Annotated in this window: 13 protein-coding genes; 6 read left to right on the forward strand and 7 right to left on the reverse strand. The window is 54.6% G+C overall.

What is annotated here, in order from left to right:
• Nucleotides 1-83 precede the first annotated feature (83 nt).
• The 5 genes from typA (at nucleotide 84) to CGZ80_RS18165 (ending at nucleotide 4,623) form a co-directional block, all read left to right on the forward strand.
• Nucleotides 84-1,874: a translational GTPase TypA gene (gene typA, locus CGZ80_RS18145; protein ID WP_409994555.1), complete on the forward strand. Its 1,791-nt coding sequence runs from the start codon at nucleotides 84-86 to the stop codon at nucleotides 1,872-1,874.
• Nucleotides 1,875-2,263: 389 nt separating this feature from the next.
• Nucleotides 2,264-2,797: a hypothetical protein gene (locus tag CGZ80_RS18150; RefSeq protein WP_094417040.1), complete on the forward strand. Its 534-nt coding sequence runs from the start codon at nucleotides 2,264-2,266 to the stop codon at nucleotides 2,795-2,797.
• Nucleotides 2,797-3,354, forward strand: a complete 558-nt coding sequence (locus CGZ80_RS18155) for a hypothetical protein (protein WP_094417042.1) — start codon at nucleotides 2,797-2,799, stop codon at nucleotides 3,352-3,354. Before CGZ80_RS18150 ends, CGZ80_RS18155 begins: the two co-directional genes overlap by 1 nt.
• A 220-nt stretch (nucleotides 3,355-3,574) precedes the next feature.
• Nucleotides 3,575-3,940 carry an STAS domain-containing protein gene (locus tag CGZ80_RS18160; protein ID WP_094417044.1) on the forward strand — a complete coding sequence of 122 codons (366 nt, stop codon included), beginning with the start codon at nucleotides 3,575-3,577 and terminating at the stop codon, nucleotides 3,938-3,940.
• A gap of 29 nt (nucleotides 3,941-3,969) precedes the next feature.
• Nucleotides 3,970-4,623, forward strand: coding sequence for a sensor histidine kinase (locus CGZ80_RS18165; protein WP_094417046.1), 654 nt, complete (start codon nucleotides 3,970-3,972; stop codon nucleotides 4,621-4,623).
• 6 nt (nucleotides 4,624-4,629) lie between these two features.
• On the opposite strand, the gene CGZ80_RS18170 is transcribed toward CGZ80_RS18165, so the two are convergent.
• From CGZ80_RS18170 to CGZ80_RS18180, 3 genes are read right to left on the reverse strand one after another with little or no spacing between them, the layout of a single operon-like run.
• Nucleotides 4,630-6,285, reverse strand: a complete 1,656-nt coding sequence (locus tag CGZ80_RS18170; RefSeq protein WP_094417048.1) for a hypothetical protein — start codon at nucleotides 6,283-6,285, stop codon at nucleotides 4,630-4,632.
• Complete coding sequence (locus CGZ80_RS18175) at nucleotides 6,272-7,300, reverse strand: hypothetical protein (protein ID WP_094417050.1); 1,029 nt, start codon at nucleotides 7,298-7,300, stop codon at nucleotides 6,272-6,274. The genes CGZ80_RS18170 and CGZ80_RS18175 overlap by 14 nt, the downstream gene beginning before the upstream one ends.
• Nucleotides 7,297-9,045, reverse strand: coding sequence for an Hsp70 family protein (locus CGZ80_RS18180; protein ID WP_094417052.1), 1,749 nt, complete (start codon nucleotides 9,043-9,045; stop codon nucleotides 7,297-7,299). Before CGZ80_RS18180 ends, CGZ80_RS18175 begins: the two co-directional genes overlap by 4 nt.
• A 500-nt stretch (nucleotides 9,046-9,545) precedes the next feature.
• Between CGZ80_RS18180 and CGZ80_RS18185 the strand changes: the two genes are divergently transcribed.
• On the forward strand, nucleotides 9,546-10,541 hold the full coding sequence (locus CGZ80_RS18185; protein WP_094417054.1) for an AI-2E family transporter: 996 nt from the start codon (nucleotides 9,546-9,548) through the stop codon (nucleotides 10,539-10,541).
• A gap of 393 nt (nucleotides 10,542-10,934) precedes the next feature.
• On the opposite strand, the gene CGZ80_RS18190 is transcribed toward CGZ80_RS18185, so the two are convergent.
• The 4 genes from CGZ80_RS18190 to CGZ80_RS18205 form a co-directional block, all read right to left on the reverse strand.
• Entirely contained in the window at nucleotides 10,935-11,966 is a 1,032-nt protein-coding gene (locus CGZ80_RS18190; protein ID WP_094417056.1) for a DUF4261 domain-containing protein, read from the reverse strand.
• A 183-nt stretch (nucleotides 11,967-12,149) separates the two neighbouring features.
• Complete coding sequence (gene cysK / locus CGZ80_RS18195) at nucleotides 12,150-13,091, reverse strand: cysteine synthase A (protein ID WP_094417058.1); 942 nt, start codon at nucleotides 13,089-13,091, stop codon at nucleotides 12,150-12,152.
• Between the two features lie 221 nt (nucleotides 13,092-13,312).
• Nucleotides 13,313-14,323 carry a 2-oxoacid:ferredoxin oxidoreductase subunit beta gene (locus tag CGZ80_RS18200; RefSeq protein ID WP_094417060.1) on the reverse strand — a complete coding sequence of 337 codons (1,011 nt, stop codon included), beginning with the start codon at nucleotides 14,321-14,323 and terminating at the stop codon, nucleotides 13,313-13,315.
• Nucleotides 14,324-14,413: 90 nt separating this feature from the next.
• A complete protein-coding gene (locus CGZ80_RS18205) occupies nucleotides 14,414-16,270 on the reverse strand; it encodes a 2-oxoacid:acceptor oxidoreductase subunit alpha (protein WP_094417062.1) in 1,857 nt (618 codons plus the stop codon).
• Nucleotides 16,271-16,368: the final 98 nt, after the last annotated feature.

Genomic DNA, 16,368 nt, shown 5'->3' on the forward strand with positions numbered 1-16,368 from the left:
ACCAACACGCCTTAGTTACCTTGTCTCAGTCCGAACCACTCGCAGTTTCCGATCAGAACGACGCAACCGAACGGCGCGCTGATATCCGGAATGTTGTCATTATCGCGCACGTTGACCACGGCAAGACGACCCTCGTCGATTGCTTGCTCAAACAAAGTGGTCAGTTCCGAGACACGGAGTTGAGAGAGGAGCGAATCCTGGACTCCAACGATTTGGAGCGTGAACGCGGGATCACGATTCTGTCGAAAAACATCGCGATCAACTATCGCGACACGAAAATCAATTTGATCGATACGCCTGGTCACGCTGACTTTGGCGGTGAAGTCGAACGCGTCGTTCGGATGGCGGATGGCTGCTTGGTGCTCGTCGATGCCGCTGAGGGGCCAATGCCCCAGACGCGTTACGTGCTCGAAAAAGCACTCGCCGCCGGTGTGAAGCCGATCATCGTGGTGAACAAAATCGACCGCCCCGACGCCCGTTCGGCTGAAGCTCTCGACGAAGCACTCGAGTTGCTCGCAGAGCTCGGTGGTGAAGATCAACTAGACTCGGTCGCTTACGTCTTCGCGAGTGCGAAAAGCGGCTTCGCGACAAACGATCCCGATGAGCCAAGTGAGGACATGCGGCCGTTGTTGGATCTGCTCGTCGATCACTTGCCCGGACCACAAGTCGACGCCGATTCGCCTCTGCGAATGATGGTGACGACGCTTGATTGGAGCGAATACGTCGGCCGGATCGCGGTTGGCCGCATCGGTGCCGGTGGAATCACTGCCGGTCAGACGATCGAGATGCACCAAAAAGAAAGCGTCGTCAAACAGAAGGTCGCAGGCCTTTATGTCTTCGATAAACTCGGCCGTACCAAGACCGATTCCGCTCAAGCTGGCGACATCGTCGCGATCGAAGGACTTGAGGGCGTTGAAATCGGCGACACGATTTCGATGGTCGATGCGAACAACCCTTATCCGCGTTTGGCTGTCGACGAACCGACGCTCGAAATGGTGTTTGCGGTCAACTCTTCTCCGTTGGCCGGTCGCGAAGGCAAGTTCGTGACGACCCGTCAGATCAAAGGACGCTTGGAAAAGGAACTCGAACGAAACGTTGCACTGCGGGTCGAGATGATCCCCGGCACCGAAGCTTATGCTGTCAAAGGTCGCGGCGTTCTGCACTTGGCCGTCTTGATCGAAACGATGCGACGCGAAGGATACGAGCTCAGCATCGGCAAGCCTCGCGTGATCAACCGCGACATCGACGGAAAACCGCACGAGCCGTTTGAATCGCTGCGTGTGGAAGTGCCCACCGAAGCGATGGGGCCTGTCATGGAACTCGTCGGTTTGCGACGCGGTGCGCTGGAGGAGATGAAACAGCGTGGTGAGTACAGCTTGCTGCGATTCACGATTCCATCGCGTGGCTTGATCGGGTTGCGAACACGATTGCTGAACGCGACTCGCGGGACCGCAGTGATTCACCACCGATTTGAATGCTATCGCCCTCTTGAGGCCGATGTCCCACGTCGCGCCAACGGCGTGCTGATTTCGATGGTCAGCGGCAAAACGATGCCTTTTGCTTTGTTCGCATTGCAAGATCGCGGCGAATTCTTTGTCGGGGCAGGCCAGGAAGTCTACGAAGGGATGATTGTTGGGGAGAACGCCCGCGACAACGACATCACCGTGAACCCCTGTAAGGAAAAGAAGCTGACCAACATGCGTGCATCGGGCAGTGACGAAAACGTCGTCCTGAAACCGCCACGCGGCATGTCACTGGAAATGGCTTTGGAGTACATCGAAGAAGACGAGTGGGTTGAGGTTACCCCAGAAAATATCCGATTACGCAAAATCTTGTTGAAAGAATCGGACCGCCGACGCGAATCACGTCGCTAGAAGTTGGCTTTGGTCGGTTTACTGCGATTTCGTCTCCGGCGGAGTCGCGGCTTAATTGGAGCTGGCAATTTTGGTCTGGGCAGGCTTTGTTGCGGGTGAGCGACGAACCGAGTGTGATGGGTTGGCGTACAATCACATCGGAATCGAAGGCACCCACAATCGAAAGATCGCCTCGTATCAAAACTTAGCCTCCAGCTCCGTACAAAATCGATTCCACAGACGACGGTTGCATTGTTTTGAAGCACTGTTGGGCTGCAAGACAGAGAAGGTCCATCGCGGGTGCTCCGCCGATTGTCCTCCCCAGCGGAATCGTGCTTGGTTTTCAGTGCAACCTTTGCTCCCCACATCATTACACGCCCACATCCAAAATTCCCACGGCGCCACCTCCCATGACGAAATCACGCTTCGCGTTCGGTCTGACGTTACTCGCTGCATTTGCATTCACTTCACTGTCTGGCTGCGATAAAGCTTCCACCACCTCTGTCAGTGAAAGCAGTGGCGAGGAAGGCCACGATCATGATGATCACGACGGACATGATCACAGTGAGCACGACCATAGTGCACACGATCACGGTGACGAGCACAGCCATGACTTTGCTTCAATTGTCGAGATCGCCGATGAGTTGACTGCTCTGAATACTGACATCGGCAAGCACTTCGGCGAAGGCGATCCAGAGGGTGCGCACGACCCGTTGCACCACGTTGGCGAAGTCTTGCTCGCAGCTGAGCAGTGGGTGGCAAAGATGGACGACGCCGATAAGAAGGCCAAAGCACAAGCAGCCGTTGATTCGCTGCTCGATGACTTTACGGCTGTCGACGATACGATGCACGAAGTCGACGACGTGAGCGAACGCACTGAAAAGTATGACAGCGTAAAGGACTCAATTCAAAAGTCGATCGACGAATTGAAAGGGTTGGAGTAATGGCGATCAAACGTAGGCAGCTCTCGGCTTATTTGACATCGATCTCGATCGCATGTTTGGTTGCGGTCGGTTGCAGCAGCAAGAAAGTCGGTGTCAACGGAACCAACGCGCAAACCGCTTCGAAGCCAACTGCGCCGGAATTGGTTCTCACAGAAATGCCCGCTGGCGAAGTGAGTACGCCGACCGAAATCAAAGACGCTGCTTTGGAAACCGCTTCAGTCGTACTTGCCGGACGTATTGATGCGGGGGACACGGATCCGTTTCAGCCAGGCGAAGTCGCGTTCATGATTTCGGAATTGCCGGACGAAGAGCACGCCGGTGATGATCCCGATCACGCTGACAATTGTCCGTTTTGTAAGCGCAAGTTGGCACAGGCTCCCAAAGCGATTATTCAGTTCCTGGACGCCGACGGAAAGATTCGCAGCGGGGATGCCCGCAAAACGCTTGGGGTTGTCAAAGGCGACGAGGTGGTCGTGACCGGTGAAGCGACCTTCAAACCGGAAATCGACACGGTTCTGGTCAAGGCAACCGGGCTCTACCGAATGCCGCCACGCTAGGTCTGGTTTACCGGACCGTTGTGACCGGCAGGCCCGTTCGAACCAAAGCTGCATAAAGTGGTTGGAAATGGCCCCCTCAAGCGGCGCCGAATTGCCCTGGGCCCTCCGGGCTGGTAATCTGTTGACATCAATAAAAGGCGGGTTTCTCTGGAAGTCCGCCAAGAATGAATTCCTGGTTTGAATTCATTGGCCCCTCCCAATACCTATAGCAGCAGCGTCAATGTCGGCCACCACTAAGGAAAACAACGGGGAAGTCTTGGTTGTCGGATTTAAGGACAGCAAGATCTTGGACAGTCAACGGATCGAGCTTGTCGGCCGAGAGTTGCAAGAGTCTGTGCCGCAGGCACTCAACAAAAAGTTGCTGCTGAATTTCCGCGGCGTTTCGTTCATGTCGTCCGCGATGATCACCAAGCTGGTCATGTTGAACAAGACCTGCAAAGCACAAAGCGTGACCCTGAAGTTTTGCGAGGTTTCGCCGAACGTTTTGGAAGTGTTCAAAATCACCAACTTGAACAAACTGTTCGACATTCAGGCGTCTGAAGAAAAGGCGATCGCTAGCTTCGACAAGAAAGGCTGGTTCAGCTGAGCTGAGTCACTAAAGAGTCGCCAAACGCCATGAGCACGCCTGATCAAGATTCGGGATTGTCTGCGTCCGAGTTGATCGATCTGGAACGTGCTCAGATCGGCCATGATATTCATGACTTGCTTTTGCCGTTGATCTTTGGCGCTTCGGCGACGTTGCAATCCGTCCCGACAAAGTCCACTGACGGAGAGGTTTGTCTCGATCAAGCGTCGGCAGACAAGATCGAGATGGTGAAGGAGTGGTTGCAGGACGCGCTCTCGCTTGGACGCAACATGCTCACCCAGATCTATCCTCCTGAACTCGAGCACATGCCTTGGTTGTTGGCCGCCAAGGACGCGGTGGGCAAAGTCTGTGAGCAGAGTTGTCAAGCGAATTGGGTCGCTAGTGACGATTGCCCGCTTTGCCTAACCGAGCTCGAAAAGGGTTTGGCAACGACAGCGTATCGTATCTTGATCGAATCGGTGCGGAACGCGGTTCGCCATGGAAGCGCGACTGAAATTGTCATCCGCTGCAATGCAAGGTCATTGGTGATCAGCGACAATGGATCTGGTTTTGATCCCACCTCGGTTCCAAGTGGCCACTTCGGAATTCGGGCCATGAAAGGGCGAGCCACGCTTGTCGGTCAAACTCTGACGGTTCGTTCAGAACCCGGTGGTCCAACCGAAGTGCAACTCACTTTGTCATAGCAGTCTTTAGAGTAGCGAACGCAGCGAGACGAAAATGATCAGTCCTGCATCTTGCGTCGCAAAGTAGTGGACGGTGTTGCCCGTGTTGGTATTCATCGTCGCTTTCGACAGATGGTTGATTTGATTCAGCAAGTGTCCAATCGGTTGGTCGGTGGTTTGCGCCAAGCGGAACAATCTTTGGCGCCAAAATTGGGAGTACCCCTCAAGTAACCACTGAAGTGTCATTCGTTCATGGCGTGCTTTCAGATATTTAGGGTACAGCCATCGGTAATACGAGAGGAGCATGGCAACGAGCCACATCACGATCAGAGCGGCGCATAGCACCACGCCTAGGTCGCCGGTGTTAAACATCAGTGCGATGGGGATGGTAAACAGGCTTCCGACCAGCGTTCCAATAAGCGACCAAGCAATCATTGGATGGATGTAGTATTTGGATCTTGCCCGTTCTTGTCCGTTGAGAACTTGAACGACAGTCGGTTCCAGTTCCTTGAGAAGACGAATGATCGGCTGGTTGTCGTTGCGTTGTTCGTGCTCGTCTTGAATCGTATAAGGGCTTAGTTCGTTGACCAGGATTTGGACCGCGGTCACCCAACCTTCGATCGAAGGATCGTGGTTCATCGGGAAGGCATCTCGAAATGTTGTCGGATCTCGCACAAGCTCTGCGATGATCGGTACGACTACACCGATTGCTTCACCTTCATTTGCTTCGCAGTGTGACTTAATAAGCGTCAGCAAATGCCGTCGAACTGCGTTGGATTCCGTTTCCGGCGACGTATGCTCCAGGATTTGGCCGATCGCTTCAAGGAATTCCAGTTCGTATTGGCTCGCTTCATCAAGGTGAGCTGAGTTCGATTCAATTTGGGTGAGTCGATCGTGCGTCCATTGTCTCGGGGCGTTCCAGATGGCACTGTGCAACAAGCGAATTGAAAAACATGCTCTTGTCCGAGGACTGGTTTGGCGGAGTTTCGATTCAAAGGAGTCGAGCTCTTTGGACCAGCTTTCGAAAGGTCGTTGTCGAACCAGGCGAGTCCAAAGTGTTTCTGTCAATGCATAGCATAACGGGGTGCGATTTCGTTCTGCGATCAAGCAGATTGCATCGATCAATTCGTCATCCGAGATTTCGTTGCGGACATATTCGAGCGTCAGCGACATCAATCCCGGATCGTTTGAATGAATTGCCAGTCCGTCCAGCAACTCCATCAAGAACGGATGCCGCTGATCGCTGTGACTGAAATCTGTCAGAACTGCGGTTAAGTAATACTCTTGTGGTGTTCGCGAAGGTTGCCGTCGAAGTTGAGCGAACGCCTCGTTGGGATTCGCGATTGCAAGCTGTTCTATCGATTGTGATTCGTATGAATCGTGTTTAAGGTTTGGGAAGGTCGATGCAGGTTCGGCGGAGTTTGCCGAAGGCGGGATTGTTGGTAGCCGCTGCCATGCGGAGTTTGCCTGTTCGCTGCGATCATTGTCGGCTTGGTATCGCAGTGCGCGTTCGAGTCGTTCGTAGGCTTGGCGAATCAGTTGGAACTCAGCAGGATGTTCATCGGGTTTGAATTGACGGATCGCTTTGCCATAGCTGCGTTTCAACTCGCGGCGATCGTAGTTTCCCGTCTGCAAGGCAAAGAATTGCTCTGGATCCGATGGCAGTAAATCAATCTTGTACATTCGTGTTCCCGTTCGTCCCCTGCATCCTTTCCGTCGTTGTTCGCAAACCGGGGATTGGGTCTCGTAGGCTTTCGTATGGAGAGATTTGCTCGGCTTGTTTTCGGTAGTTTTCGATCATCATGTCAACGACATCAGCCGCAGTCACATCTGGCTGTGGTGGTGATGTCGCGTCGTCGTCGGCATCGGTTTGCGTTGAATGATCGTTGAGTGGCGATTGATATCGGGGCAGGCCAGGGAGTGACCGTCGCAAATTTGGTTGCGTTGGGGCGCGCGGATCCTGTTGGTCACGAACTTTGTCGTTTTTTGCGGTCACTACGACGACCGAGATAAGAAACGCAGCTGCGGCGCACTGCACGCCGCGGTTTTGAATGAAGTTTCTAAACAGATTGGGCGCAGTGCTTTCTCGTTTCCATTTTTGGAAATTGCTTGGGTCACAGATCTCATCGATCCAAGCTCGGCTGAGATCGTAGAGGTCGGGAAACTTGTTTCGGAATTCGATTGCGACGTGTACCCGTTGGGAAACGACGCGCGACGCAACCGCTTCAGCGATGTAGCTTTCCCACAACTGGCCTGATGCGGCATGGGAAGCGACCAGCGACCGATGGAGCGTTTCAACAAAGGCTGGTTCAGAAAGTATGTTTGGCAGTTCGAGCAGCTCGTTGCGGTGGTTGGCAATCCGCCGGAATTGCGTGACGCGAGCCGCATATTCTGGAATTTGATCGTTGTCTAAGGCATCGATTTCCGATGCCAGTTGCTCGATGGGAAGCGAATAAAAATCACGCTGTAGCCGGGACAAGGTTTGTCGAGCGTGTTCGCGAAGTCGTACCGTATCAGTGGTGCGAGAGCGTTCCTGGCGGACAGGAGTTTCGGATGTCCGCGTCTGGAGACCGAACAATTCCCTTCGACGACGCAGTATCGTTGCCGAATCCCATACCGGGTTGATCTGGATTTGCTCCGCTACATACGCCTCGAATTCTTCGTCAGTGATCCGATCTTTGTTGTCGCCCGACATCATGCCAAGTCATCCTCTGGGGAGATTCCAAGGCTGGACAAACATGTCAGCAGCATCTGTTTTGCGTGATGGAATTCGTCGCGATTAGATCGATTCATCGCCGATTCGTAGAAGTCGATCGCTTGATCGAGTTGTTGTCTTTGCCAGCTTGGGAGTTCCCCCAGCATCCGTTCCGCGAAGCGAGCAAGTTGCAAGTTAGCTTGGTCTTCACGGGGGTAGAACTTTAAAGACGCGATTCGACGTTTGGCGTCTTCGACCGATTGCGGAGACAAGCTTTCAACGTGGCTGGTCAGGACGGTACGGAATTTTTTACCGCCGGGCGTGTATGCTTCGACCTCGAGGACTCCGCTGATGTCATAGGTAAAACGGATCAGTAGCGGACTACCGGCTGGACCTTGGGGGAGTGGGCTGACTTCGAGTTGGCCGACAAGCATGTTTTCAGCGGTCTTTCTGGAGTCACCTTGATACACTCGAACCGTCACGGAAGGCTGGTTTGCCGCGACGGTGTAGAACATCTCTTCCTGTGAAATCGGAATGGTGCTGTTGCGATGCAAGATTGGCGAAAAGTACCCGTCTTTGCGTTGGCCACCTAATTCCTTGCTGACTTCAACTCCCAAGGTAAACGGGCAGACGTCGGTCATGATCATGTCATCGACCGCCGCATCGCGTTCGATCAATGCTGCCTGGACCGAGGCACCGAGTGCGACAATCTCGTCAGGATTGAAACGCGCGATGGCTGGCTTTTGGAAGTAGTTTTCGACGAACGATTGGAACACCGGCATGCGTGTCGCACCGCCAACTAAAATCACATCGTCGATGTCTTCTGGGGCTAAATCCGTATCACGCATCGCTCTTGCGATCGGTGCCGAAACGCGTCGCAGCAACGGGCCGCACAGTGAAGAGTAGGTTGTTCGATCGATGTGGATGGTTTTGGGATCGCCACCAAACTCGCCCTCTTCATTCGGCAAACGAATGCTCGCAGAGTCCGATCGGGTGAGCTGTCGTTTTGCGTTTTCACATTCACTGCGCAATCGCGCGACACGGCGGGGGAACTGAAATTCGGCAACCTCAAGAGCGATGTTTTGGGTTTGCAGGACGTGAGCGACGATTCGATCGGTGAAGTCTTCACCGCCCAGCATGCTTTCACCGGCCGTTGAACGAATTTCGAGAGTGCTTTCGAAGACCTCCATCACTGTCACATCAAATGTCCCGCCACCGAGATCGATGATGGTGATCATTTTCTCGTCGTCGCGATCATGAAAGCCATGCACCAACGCTGCGGCTGTTGGTTCGTTGATCATACGGCGAACCGTCAGGCCTGCCATTTCACCGGCAAGACGGGTCGCTTGGCGAGCATGGTCATTGAAATATGCAGGCACCGTGATCACCGCTTCAGTGATCGGCATCCCGAGTGCATTCGCCGCGTCTTCTTTGAGTGAGCGTAGTACGAGGCTGCTAAGTTCGATCGGCGAGAATTCTTGGCCGCGAAGATTGAACCGACGGTCTTGGGCCATAAACCGTTTGAAGCAGGACACACACGCATCGGGTTGCGTGACGCGTAGTTCCTTTGCGGCTTGTCCAACAATGATTTCGCCGCTTTCGAGAACGCCGATAACGGATGGTGTTAGAACCGAACCGTGACTGTTTGGGATCAGTTCTGGTTTACCATTTAGAAAAACACTGACCAGCGAGTTGGTCGTTCCCAAGTCGATTCCGACACACGGGGCATTCTTTTGGGTCTCGGTCATTCAATTAAGGAGTGGCGATGGGAGCGATCGGGACTACGGCAGGCCTTCGCCTATGATATCCCATCGAAATACGCATCGCACTCGAGTCGGCGTCACCTGGAATTCACGAAAAAGGTTTCCGTCTCGCAGACGATGTGCAAATCGCAAAGTGGATTATTTGGCAAGGTCGCCTCTGTTCGGCAAGTATCGCTAAATTCGGCGGAAAAGAGCGGGTTCAGAGTTCATTGCGGATTGGATTGCGGTATTCCCGGGGCGTTGAGCACGTCTCGACAGTAACAGACCACGTTTAAGTGTGCACAGTACCTCTCGATGCGAGAGTGAGTTTGGCAGGGCCGGGTGGCGAGCTCCAGTGGTGATTGCCTTTGGGGCCTCATTCGCAAAATTGCCCCCGCGCAGTCTTCGCGTTGTGATGCCGTCGTTTCGCTCTATTGGTATTCTAGAGCCGGCTTTGTCGCAATGTTTATTTGGAAAGTGGTGCATCGCAACCGGTAGGACGCAATATGATTGAAACACCAGATCATGATCGGTTCGCCAAGTTGCAAGCGATCGATGCAGAACTTCGCTGGGCCAATCGATGTCTTTCGATCATTGCGACTGGTACCATTGGGGCCTTGCTTTATGTACTTCGCCCGGTCTTGGCTCCGTTTGTTGTCGCAATCTTTTTGACAGTGGGACTCCGCCCAATCCTTGAGCTACTCCAGCGGCGCCTTCGGACGAATCGAATAGTGGCAGTCGCGATTGTCTTTCTTCTCGTCGTTGTCTCGCTGGTATTGCTAGGTGGGGCGATCGCATCCTCGATCGACCAGTTGGCAAGCGACGACGCATATCAGCACCGAGCGGCGGCGGTTACCGAAGAAATTGCCTTGATTGCTGAGAGGCTGAACATGTTGCCCTCGGCCGGGTTTGAAGAGGGAGAAGTAAAGATCTCAAGTGGCAAGCGGCTTAGGCTGATCATCCGTCAGGGAGTTGGTTCTGCACGGGACTGGTTGACTAAAGGCATGATGTCCTTGAGCGGTTCGCTTAGCGTCGTGTTGATCTACATGTTGTTTTTGCTTCTCGGGGCAAGCACGCCTACCGGGAAAAAAAGCGAGCTCTGGGACCTGATCGAGGGAAAACTGCGGGAATACATTGTTGTTAAGACGATGATTTCTTCGGGCACAGGCATCGCAGTCTGGTTAGTGCTCAGCGTTTTCGGAGTCCCTCTTGCAGTCCTGCTTGGGCTGCTGACGTTCCTTTTGAACTACATCCCAAATTTTGGTCCGCTTGTGACTTGCGTCGTGCCGCTTCCAGTCATCTGGTTAAGTCCCGATCTCAGTCTTAATGCAATGGTTGCGTCAACTGTTCTTGCATGCGGAGTTCAAGTGATTGGAGGAAACGTCGTAGAGCCTCGCATAATGGGATCCTCGTTTGAACTACATCCGGTCGTTGTGATGCTCGCCTTAATGGTTGGTATGCAATCTGGGGATTCGTCGGAATGCTTCTGGCAATTCCAATAACCGCTTCGCTCAAGGTTGTCCTTGAACGCATTGAGCGTACACGACCAGTTGCTGGGATCATGTCCGGCGACCTTAGCTACCTCCGGCTTGGCGCTGGAACACTTAAGTAGCATGCGTGCTTAACCGATTTTTGTGACAGCTATTTGGCGAACACAGATTCCGGGTTTTTCAGAATAGCCAGGGTGCGGTCAAATTGCGGCGTTCTTGTAGCCCATTTCTTCCACGGCGGGCTGAATGCAGTTGTCTGGCTGCTTTTGTTTGTGCTTCAGTGCGGGGGCACCAAGATGATCTGGCTCAATGGCAAATGATCAACGTCGTGCTATTGAGTTGAGTCGCGAGACAGCATTCCCGGCCGGAGTGCTGGTAAGGCAAGCGTTGGCGTACGAGCGCACTTTAGGCCTCGAACGCTTCGTCATCCAAGTCATCGGGTTCTTCGTCGAAAGCGTCGTCATCCAGGTCGACTTCGGCGCGGCGAAGTAGATTTTCTGGTGGTTCGCTTCCGTCATCGGGGATCCAGCGAATCGTCTCACGTGGTGGATCCGACAAACTATCGTCGCATTCGAGCGCGATCCAGGAAATGTCGCCTGGGCCGTCTGCTGAATCACCGTCTTCGAATTCTTCGGTGCCATTCATCAGGTACAGCGACGCATTACGAAGAAAACGTTCGACGTCCTCTGGTTCGTACTTATTCGTATCGTAGACGGCTTCCATATCGGGCAAGTCCAATTGCCCCATGCCGACGGTGTCCATCAAAGCCCAGCGTTCTTCGGTGCGAAACAGACGCACGTTCGCCCACATGTCGAGTGGCGGCAGGTCATAGTTCCAAGCGAAGTTCAAGCCTTGGCGAAGCCCGGTTTGATCGCGTAAGACTTCGCCGCCCGGGTTGAAATAGCAAATCGCTTCGGGCAGTTCGAGCAGTTCAGAGACCGCTCGCATGAGGAACTTCAGTTCTGCCATCGAGTCGTAGTCATCCGGGATCAGTACGACGTCATCGGAATCGCTGTCGTCTGGCTCTTCGGTTTCGGAGCCGAGGACATAGCTGATCAGCAACCGGACATGGCAGGTGTGTTCGGCAACCGCTTTTTCGCCTTCTTCCCATGTCCATGATTGTTCGGCGGCGCGTTCAAGGCATCCGGGAAATGCCAGAGGACCGAACTGGCCCAGCGACCAAGCGACGAACACATCCGGCGTGGATTCTGGGTCGCCCATGTCGTCCGGCCACTTTTCGGTGGACGGGGTCACGAGCAGGTGTCCGTCGACTTCGGGACGAAACTTCATCACGAGTGTTTCGGGTGAAGCGTTGTCGACGACGGATTCTTGAACACCGATGAGTTCAAACGATGATAGCGCTTCTTGGATTTTTTCCAGGGACACCGGCTGCTTGAATAGCACGCACATTCCCTGGGTGAATAAACCTTTCGCCATCGTCGTTGCCGACCTATTCCTCGATTCGGGACCGTTTGGCACGGCAGCGAATGCCGTGCGCCAAACCGCTGTTTTAACGCATCGGGCGATGATCGACGAGGCCAGATGGTCACCGATGGCGCGCTAGAGGCGAATCGGTGACCGTGAAAATGACCATTTGAAGTCCGATCCGATTGAATCGGACTACATTCCCAAGTCGCCAAACAGAGGGGTGCTCAGGTAGCGTTCGCCAAGGCTGCACATGATCGTGACGATCCGCTTGCCTTTCATTTCGGGGCGGGCGGCAACTTGTGCGGCGGCCCACATGTTGGCACCGCTGCTGATGCCGGCGACAATCCCTTCTTCTTTGGCCAAGCGTCGTCCCCAGGCGAATGCATCTTCGTCATCAACCTGAACGACATCATCGATCAAGCTGGTGTCAAGGTTCTTGGGGATGAATCCGGCGCCGATGCCTTGGATGCGGTGTTTGCCGGGCGATCCGCCGCTGATGACGGGCGAATGTGTCGGCTCGACGGCGAAGGCTTTGAAATCAGGGTTCTTCGATTTCAGGTAACGCGTCACACCCGAGATCGTTCCGCCGGTACCAACTCCTGCGACGATGGCGTCGATCTGTTGGCCGCTGTCTTCCCAAATTTCTGGGCCGGTGGTCGCTTCGTGAATGGCGGGGTTCGCAGGGTTTTCGAACTGTTGCGGCATGAACGCATTTTCGTTCTCTTCGACCAGTTCGGCTGCCCGATTGATAGCGCCTTTCATGCCTTCACCCGCAGGGGTCAGGACCAAGTTGGCGCCCATCGCGCGGAGCAATGCACGTCGTTCGACAGACATCGACTCGGGCATCGTCAGCGTCAGTTTGTAGCCCTTGGCGGCACAAACGAATGCCAACGCGATACCGGTGTTGCCGCTGGTCGGTTCAACCACGTGAGTATCGGCATTGATGGTGCCGTCTTTCTCGCCGGCTTCGATCATCGCGACGCCGATACGGTCCTTCACGCTATTGAGTGGCTGAAAAAACTCGCACTTGGCGAACACCGTTGCGCCGCCATCGGGGACCAACCGATTGATTTGAATCATCGGCGTATCGCCAAAGGCTTTGGTAGCGTCGGCGTAAAGTTTTCCACGTGGCATCTCATTCCTCCCTGGGGAATCCGGTCGTGTGCAGTGTTGCACGACTAAGTTGCAAAACAATGTTGCAAGAAACGGTTTGCAATCACCCAAGTCCGTTATCCGGTGACCGGCGAGCATGGTGACTCGTCCGTACCGGATTGCTGAATTGAGTAGCTGCTTCGCTGTCGATCAATCCTTGACTGGCAGCGTGTTTGGAATGTCATGCGATCATGACGATCGCATTATTCTACGACCCAAGTGTCACCGGATGTGAACAATGCTTGAAGGTCACCTTCACCGCGTTTTTCGCGTGCGAGTTTGACTTGGTCGTTGATTTGGTCGTTGTAAGTCGGCACGCCTTCGACATCACGAAGGACCCCAATGGGTTCCGGCATTTCTGGATATCGCATGCGAGCGAGCATCATTTGGATCGACGGGTTCGGATCCTTTTCATCGTGGATCAGCAAGTCGTCATCGGGAACTTCGCTACGTTCAACAATTTGCAGGTGGTTGCCGACCAAGCGGATGCCTTTTTCGTTGTCCTTACCGAACGTCAGCGGTTTGCCGTGTTCGAGTTCGACGACGTTGTCGGCACGTTGCTTTTTCTCTTGGGCGTAAGCCATCGCACCATCGTTGAACACGTTGCAGTTCTGGTAGACCTCGACCAGCGAAGTGCCTTTGTGTTCTGCGGCCCGCTGCAGCACCATTCCGAGGTGTTTGACGTGCGCGTCGAGTGACCTTGCGACAAACGTCGCTTCGGCCGCCAACGCAACCGACAGCGGGCTGAGCGGGTGATCGATCGATCCCATCGGCGTACTTTTGGTGACTTGCCCTTCATTTGTCGTTGGGCTGTACTGGCCTTTGGTCAAGCCATAGATCCGGTTGTTGAACAGGACGATATTCAGGTCAACGTTGCGGCGCAGAACATGGATGAAGTGGTTGCCGCCGATTGAAAGGGCGTCTCCGTCACCGGTGATTACCCACACCATTAGTTCGGGACGGGTCGCTTTCAGTCCGGTCGCAAAGGTTGGAGCACGGCCGTGGATGCTGTGCATTCCGTAGGTGTTCATGTAGTACGGGAAGCGGCTGCTGCAGCCGATGCCGCTGATAAACACGGTCTTTTCACGAGGAACGCCCAACTCGGGCAGGACCTTCTTCATTTGCGCCAAAATCGAGTAGTCGCCACAGCCGGGGCACCAGCGGACGTCTTGATCGGAAGCGAAATCGGCGGCTTTAAGAACTGGAAGTGTCATGACAATGACAGGCTTGTATCTATGAAGGCTTGATTGATTTGGAAACTTGCCGCGGTCGGTTCGGCGGCAAGGAATGATGTTCGTCGCAGCTTAAGCCGGGACCGCCGATGGCAGGTGGTTTTCGATCACTTCGATCAGTTCGCTGACCGAAAACGGTTTACCTTGCACCTTGTTGAATCCGATGCAGTCGACCAGGAACTCGCTGCGGAGCAACATGCGTAGTTGTCCCATATTCAGTTCGGGTACCAGAACCTTGTCGAACGACTTCAGCAGATCGCCGATGTTTCGTGGCAGTGGGTTCAGGTAGCGAATGTGCGCGTGGCTGACGCGGTGGCCGGCCTCTTGGCAACGGCGAACTGCGGTCAAGCAGGCACCATACGTTCCGCCCCACGAGACGACCAGCAAGTCACCGCTGGTTTCGCCGACGACGTCTTGTTCCGGGATCCTTTCGGCAATTTTCGCGACCTTGTTGGCCCGTGTTTGCACCATCAATTGGTGGTTGGCCGGGTCATAGCTGACGTTGCCGGTTTCGTGTTGTTTTTCCAATCCGCCGACTCGGTGCATCAAGCCTTCGGTACCGGGAATCGCCCAGGGACGTGACAGGTTTTCATCGCGGAGGTAGGGCAAGAACGGCTCGTCCGGATCGGCTCCCTCGGGATGTTTCACCGTGATCGTTGGCAGTTCGTTCATCTCGGGAAGTTTCCATGGTTCGCTACCGTTGGCGATGTAGCCGTCTGAGAGCAGCATCACCGGAACCATGCACTCGACCGCCAACCGCCAAGCTTCGATTGCCATGTCAAAGCAATCGGCGGGCGAACGTGGTGCGATGATCGGCAATGGCGATTCGCCGTTGCGGCCGAACATCGATTGAAGCAAGTCGCTCTGTTCGGTTTTCGTCGGCAAGCCGGTGCTAGGACCGCCACGCTGGACGTTGACGACGACCATTGGCAATTCCAACATCATGCCCAAGCCCATCGCTTCGGCTTTAAGCGCGATACCTGGACCACTGCTGGCGGTCACCGCCATTGTTCCGCCAAATGCAGCGCCAATGGTGGCACAGACGGCCGCGATTTCGTCCTCCGCTTGGAAGGTGCGAACGCCGAAGTTCTTGTGCTTGGTCAGTTCGTGCAGAATGTCACTTGCTGGCGTGATCGGGTACGTGCCGTAGAACAACTCTTTGTTGCTCAGTTTGCTGGCCGCGACCAAACCCCATGCCAAGGCTTGGTTGCCCATGATGTTGCGGTACGTGCCAGGTTCGAGCTCGGCAGCCTCGACTTGATAGCTCTCGCCAAATGCTTCAGTCGTTTCACCGTAGGCCCAACCGGCGCGCAACGCGGCTTCGTTGGCGGAAGCGACTTCAGGTTTTTTCCCAAACTTGGCCTCGATGAATCGCAATGTCGGATCCAACGAGCGGCCAAACAGCCAATACACCAAGCCCATCGCGAAGAAGTTCTTGCAACGGTCAGCAATCTTGGGGCTCAGGCCGTGGTCCGAAACCGCTTTGCGAGTCAGTTCCGTCATGTTGACGCGGAACAAGCGATAGGTGTCGTTGATCACCGTCGCTTCAAGCGGGTTGGCGTCGACCTTCGCCAGTTTGAAGTCTTTCTCGGTGAAACCGTCTTCGTTGGCGATCAAGATGCCGCCTTTGCGGAGGTCGCCAATGTTGGTGACCAATGCCGCTGGATTCATCACCACCAACGCGTCCAACGTGTCGCCGGGAGTGAAAATCTCTTCTTTGGCAAACTGGACCTGGAAACCGCTGACACCGGCACGGGTCCCACGGGGGGCCCGGATTTCGGCGGGGAAGTCGGGGAACGTCGCCACATCATTACCGGCCAGGGCGCTCGTATTGGTCAGTTGGGTCCCCAACAATTGCATTCCGTCACCGGAGTCACCGGCCAATCGCACGGTGATTCCGGTGACCGATTTGACGTCTTTAGTAGTCATTAACGAATCAAAGCTCGAATTCTGTCGATCAGCGGCGGGGCGTGATCGGGGTGGGTTCTGTATTCCGTGCCAGCGGGGAAATGGCTGCCACTGCCGTG

It is taken from the genome of Rhodopirellula sp. MGV (genome assembly GCF_002251265.1).
Classification (GTDB): domain Bacteria; phylum Planctomycetota; class Planctomycetia; order Pirellulales; family Pirellulaceae; genus Stieleria; species Stieleria baltica_A.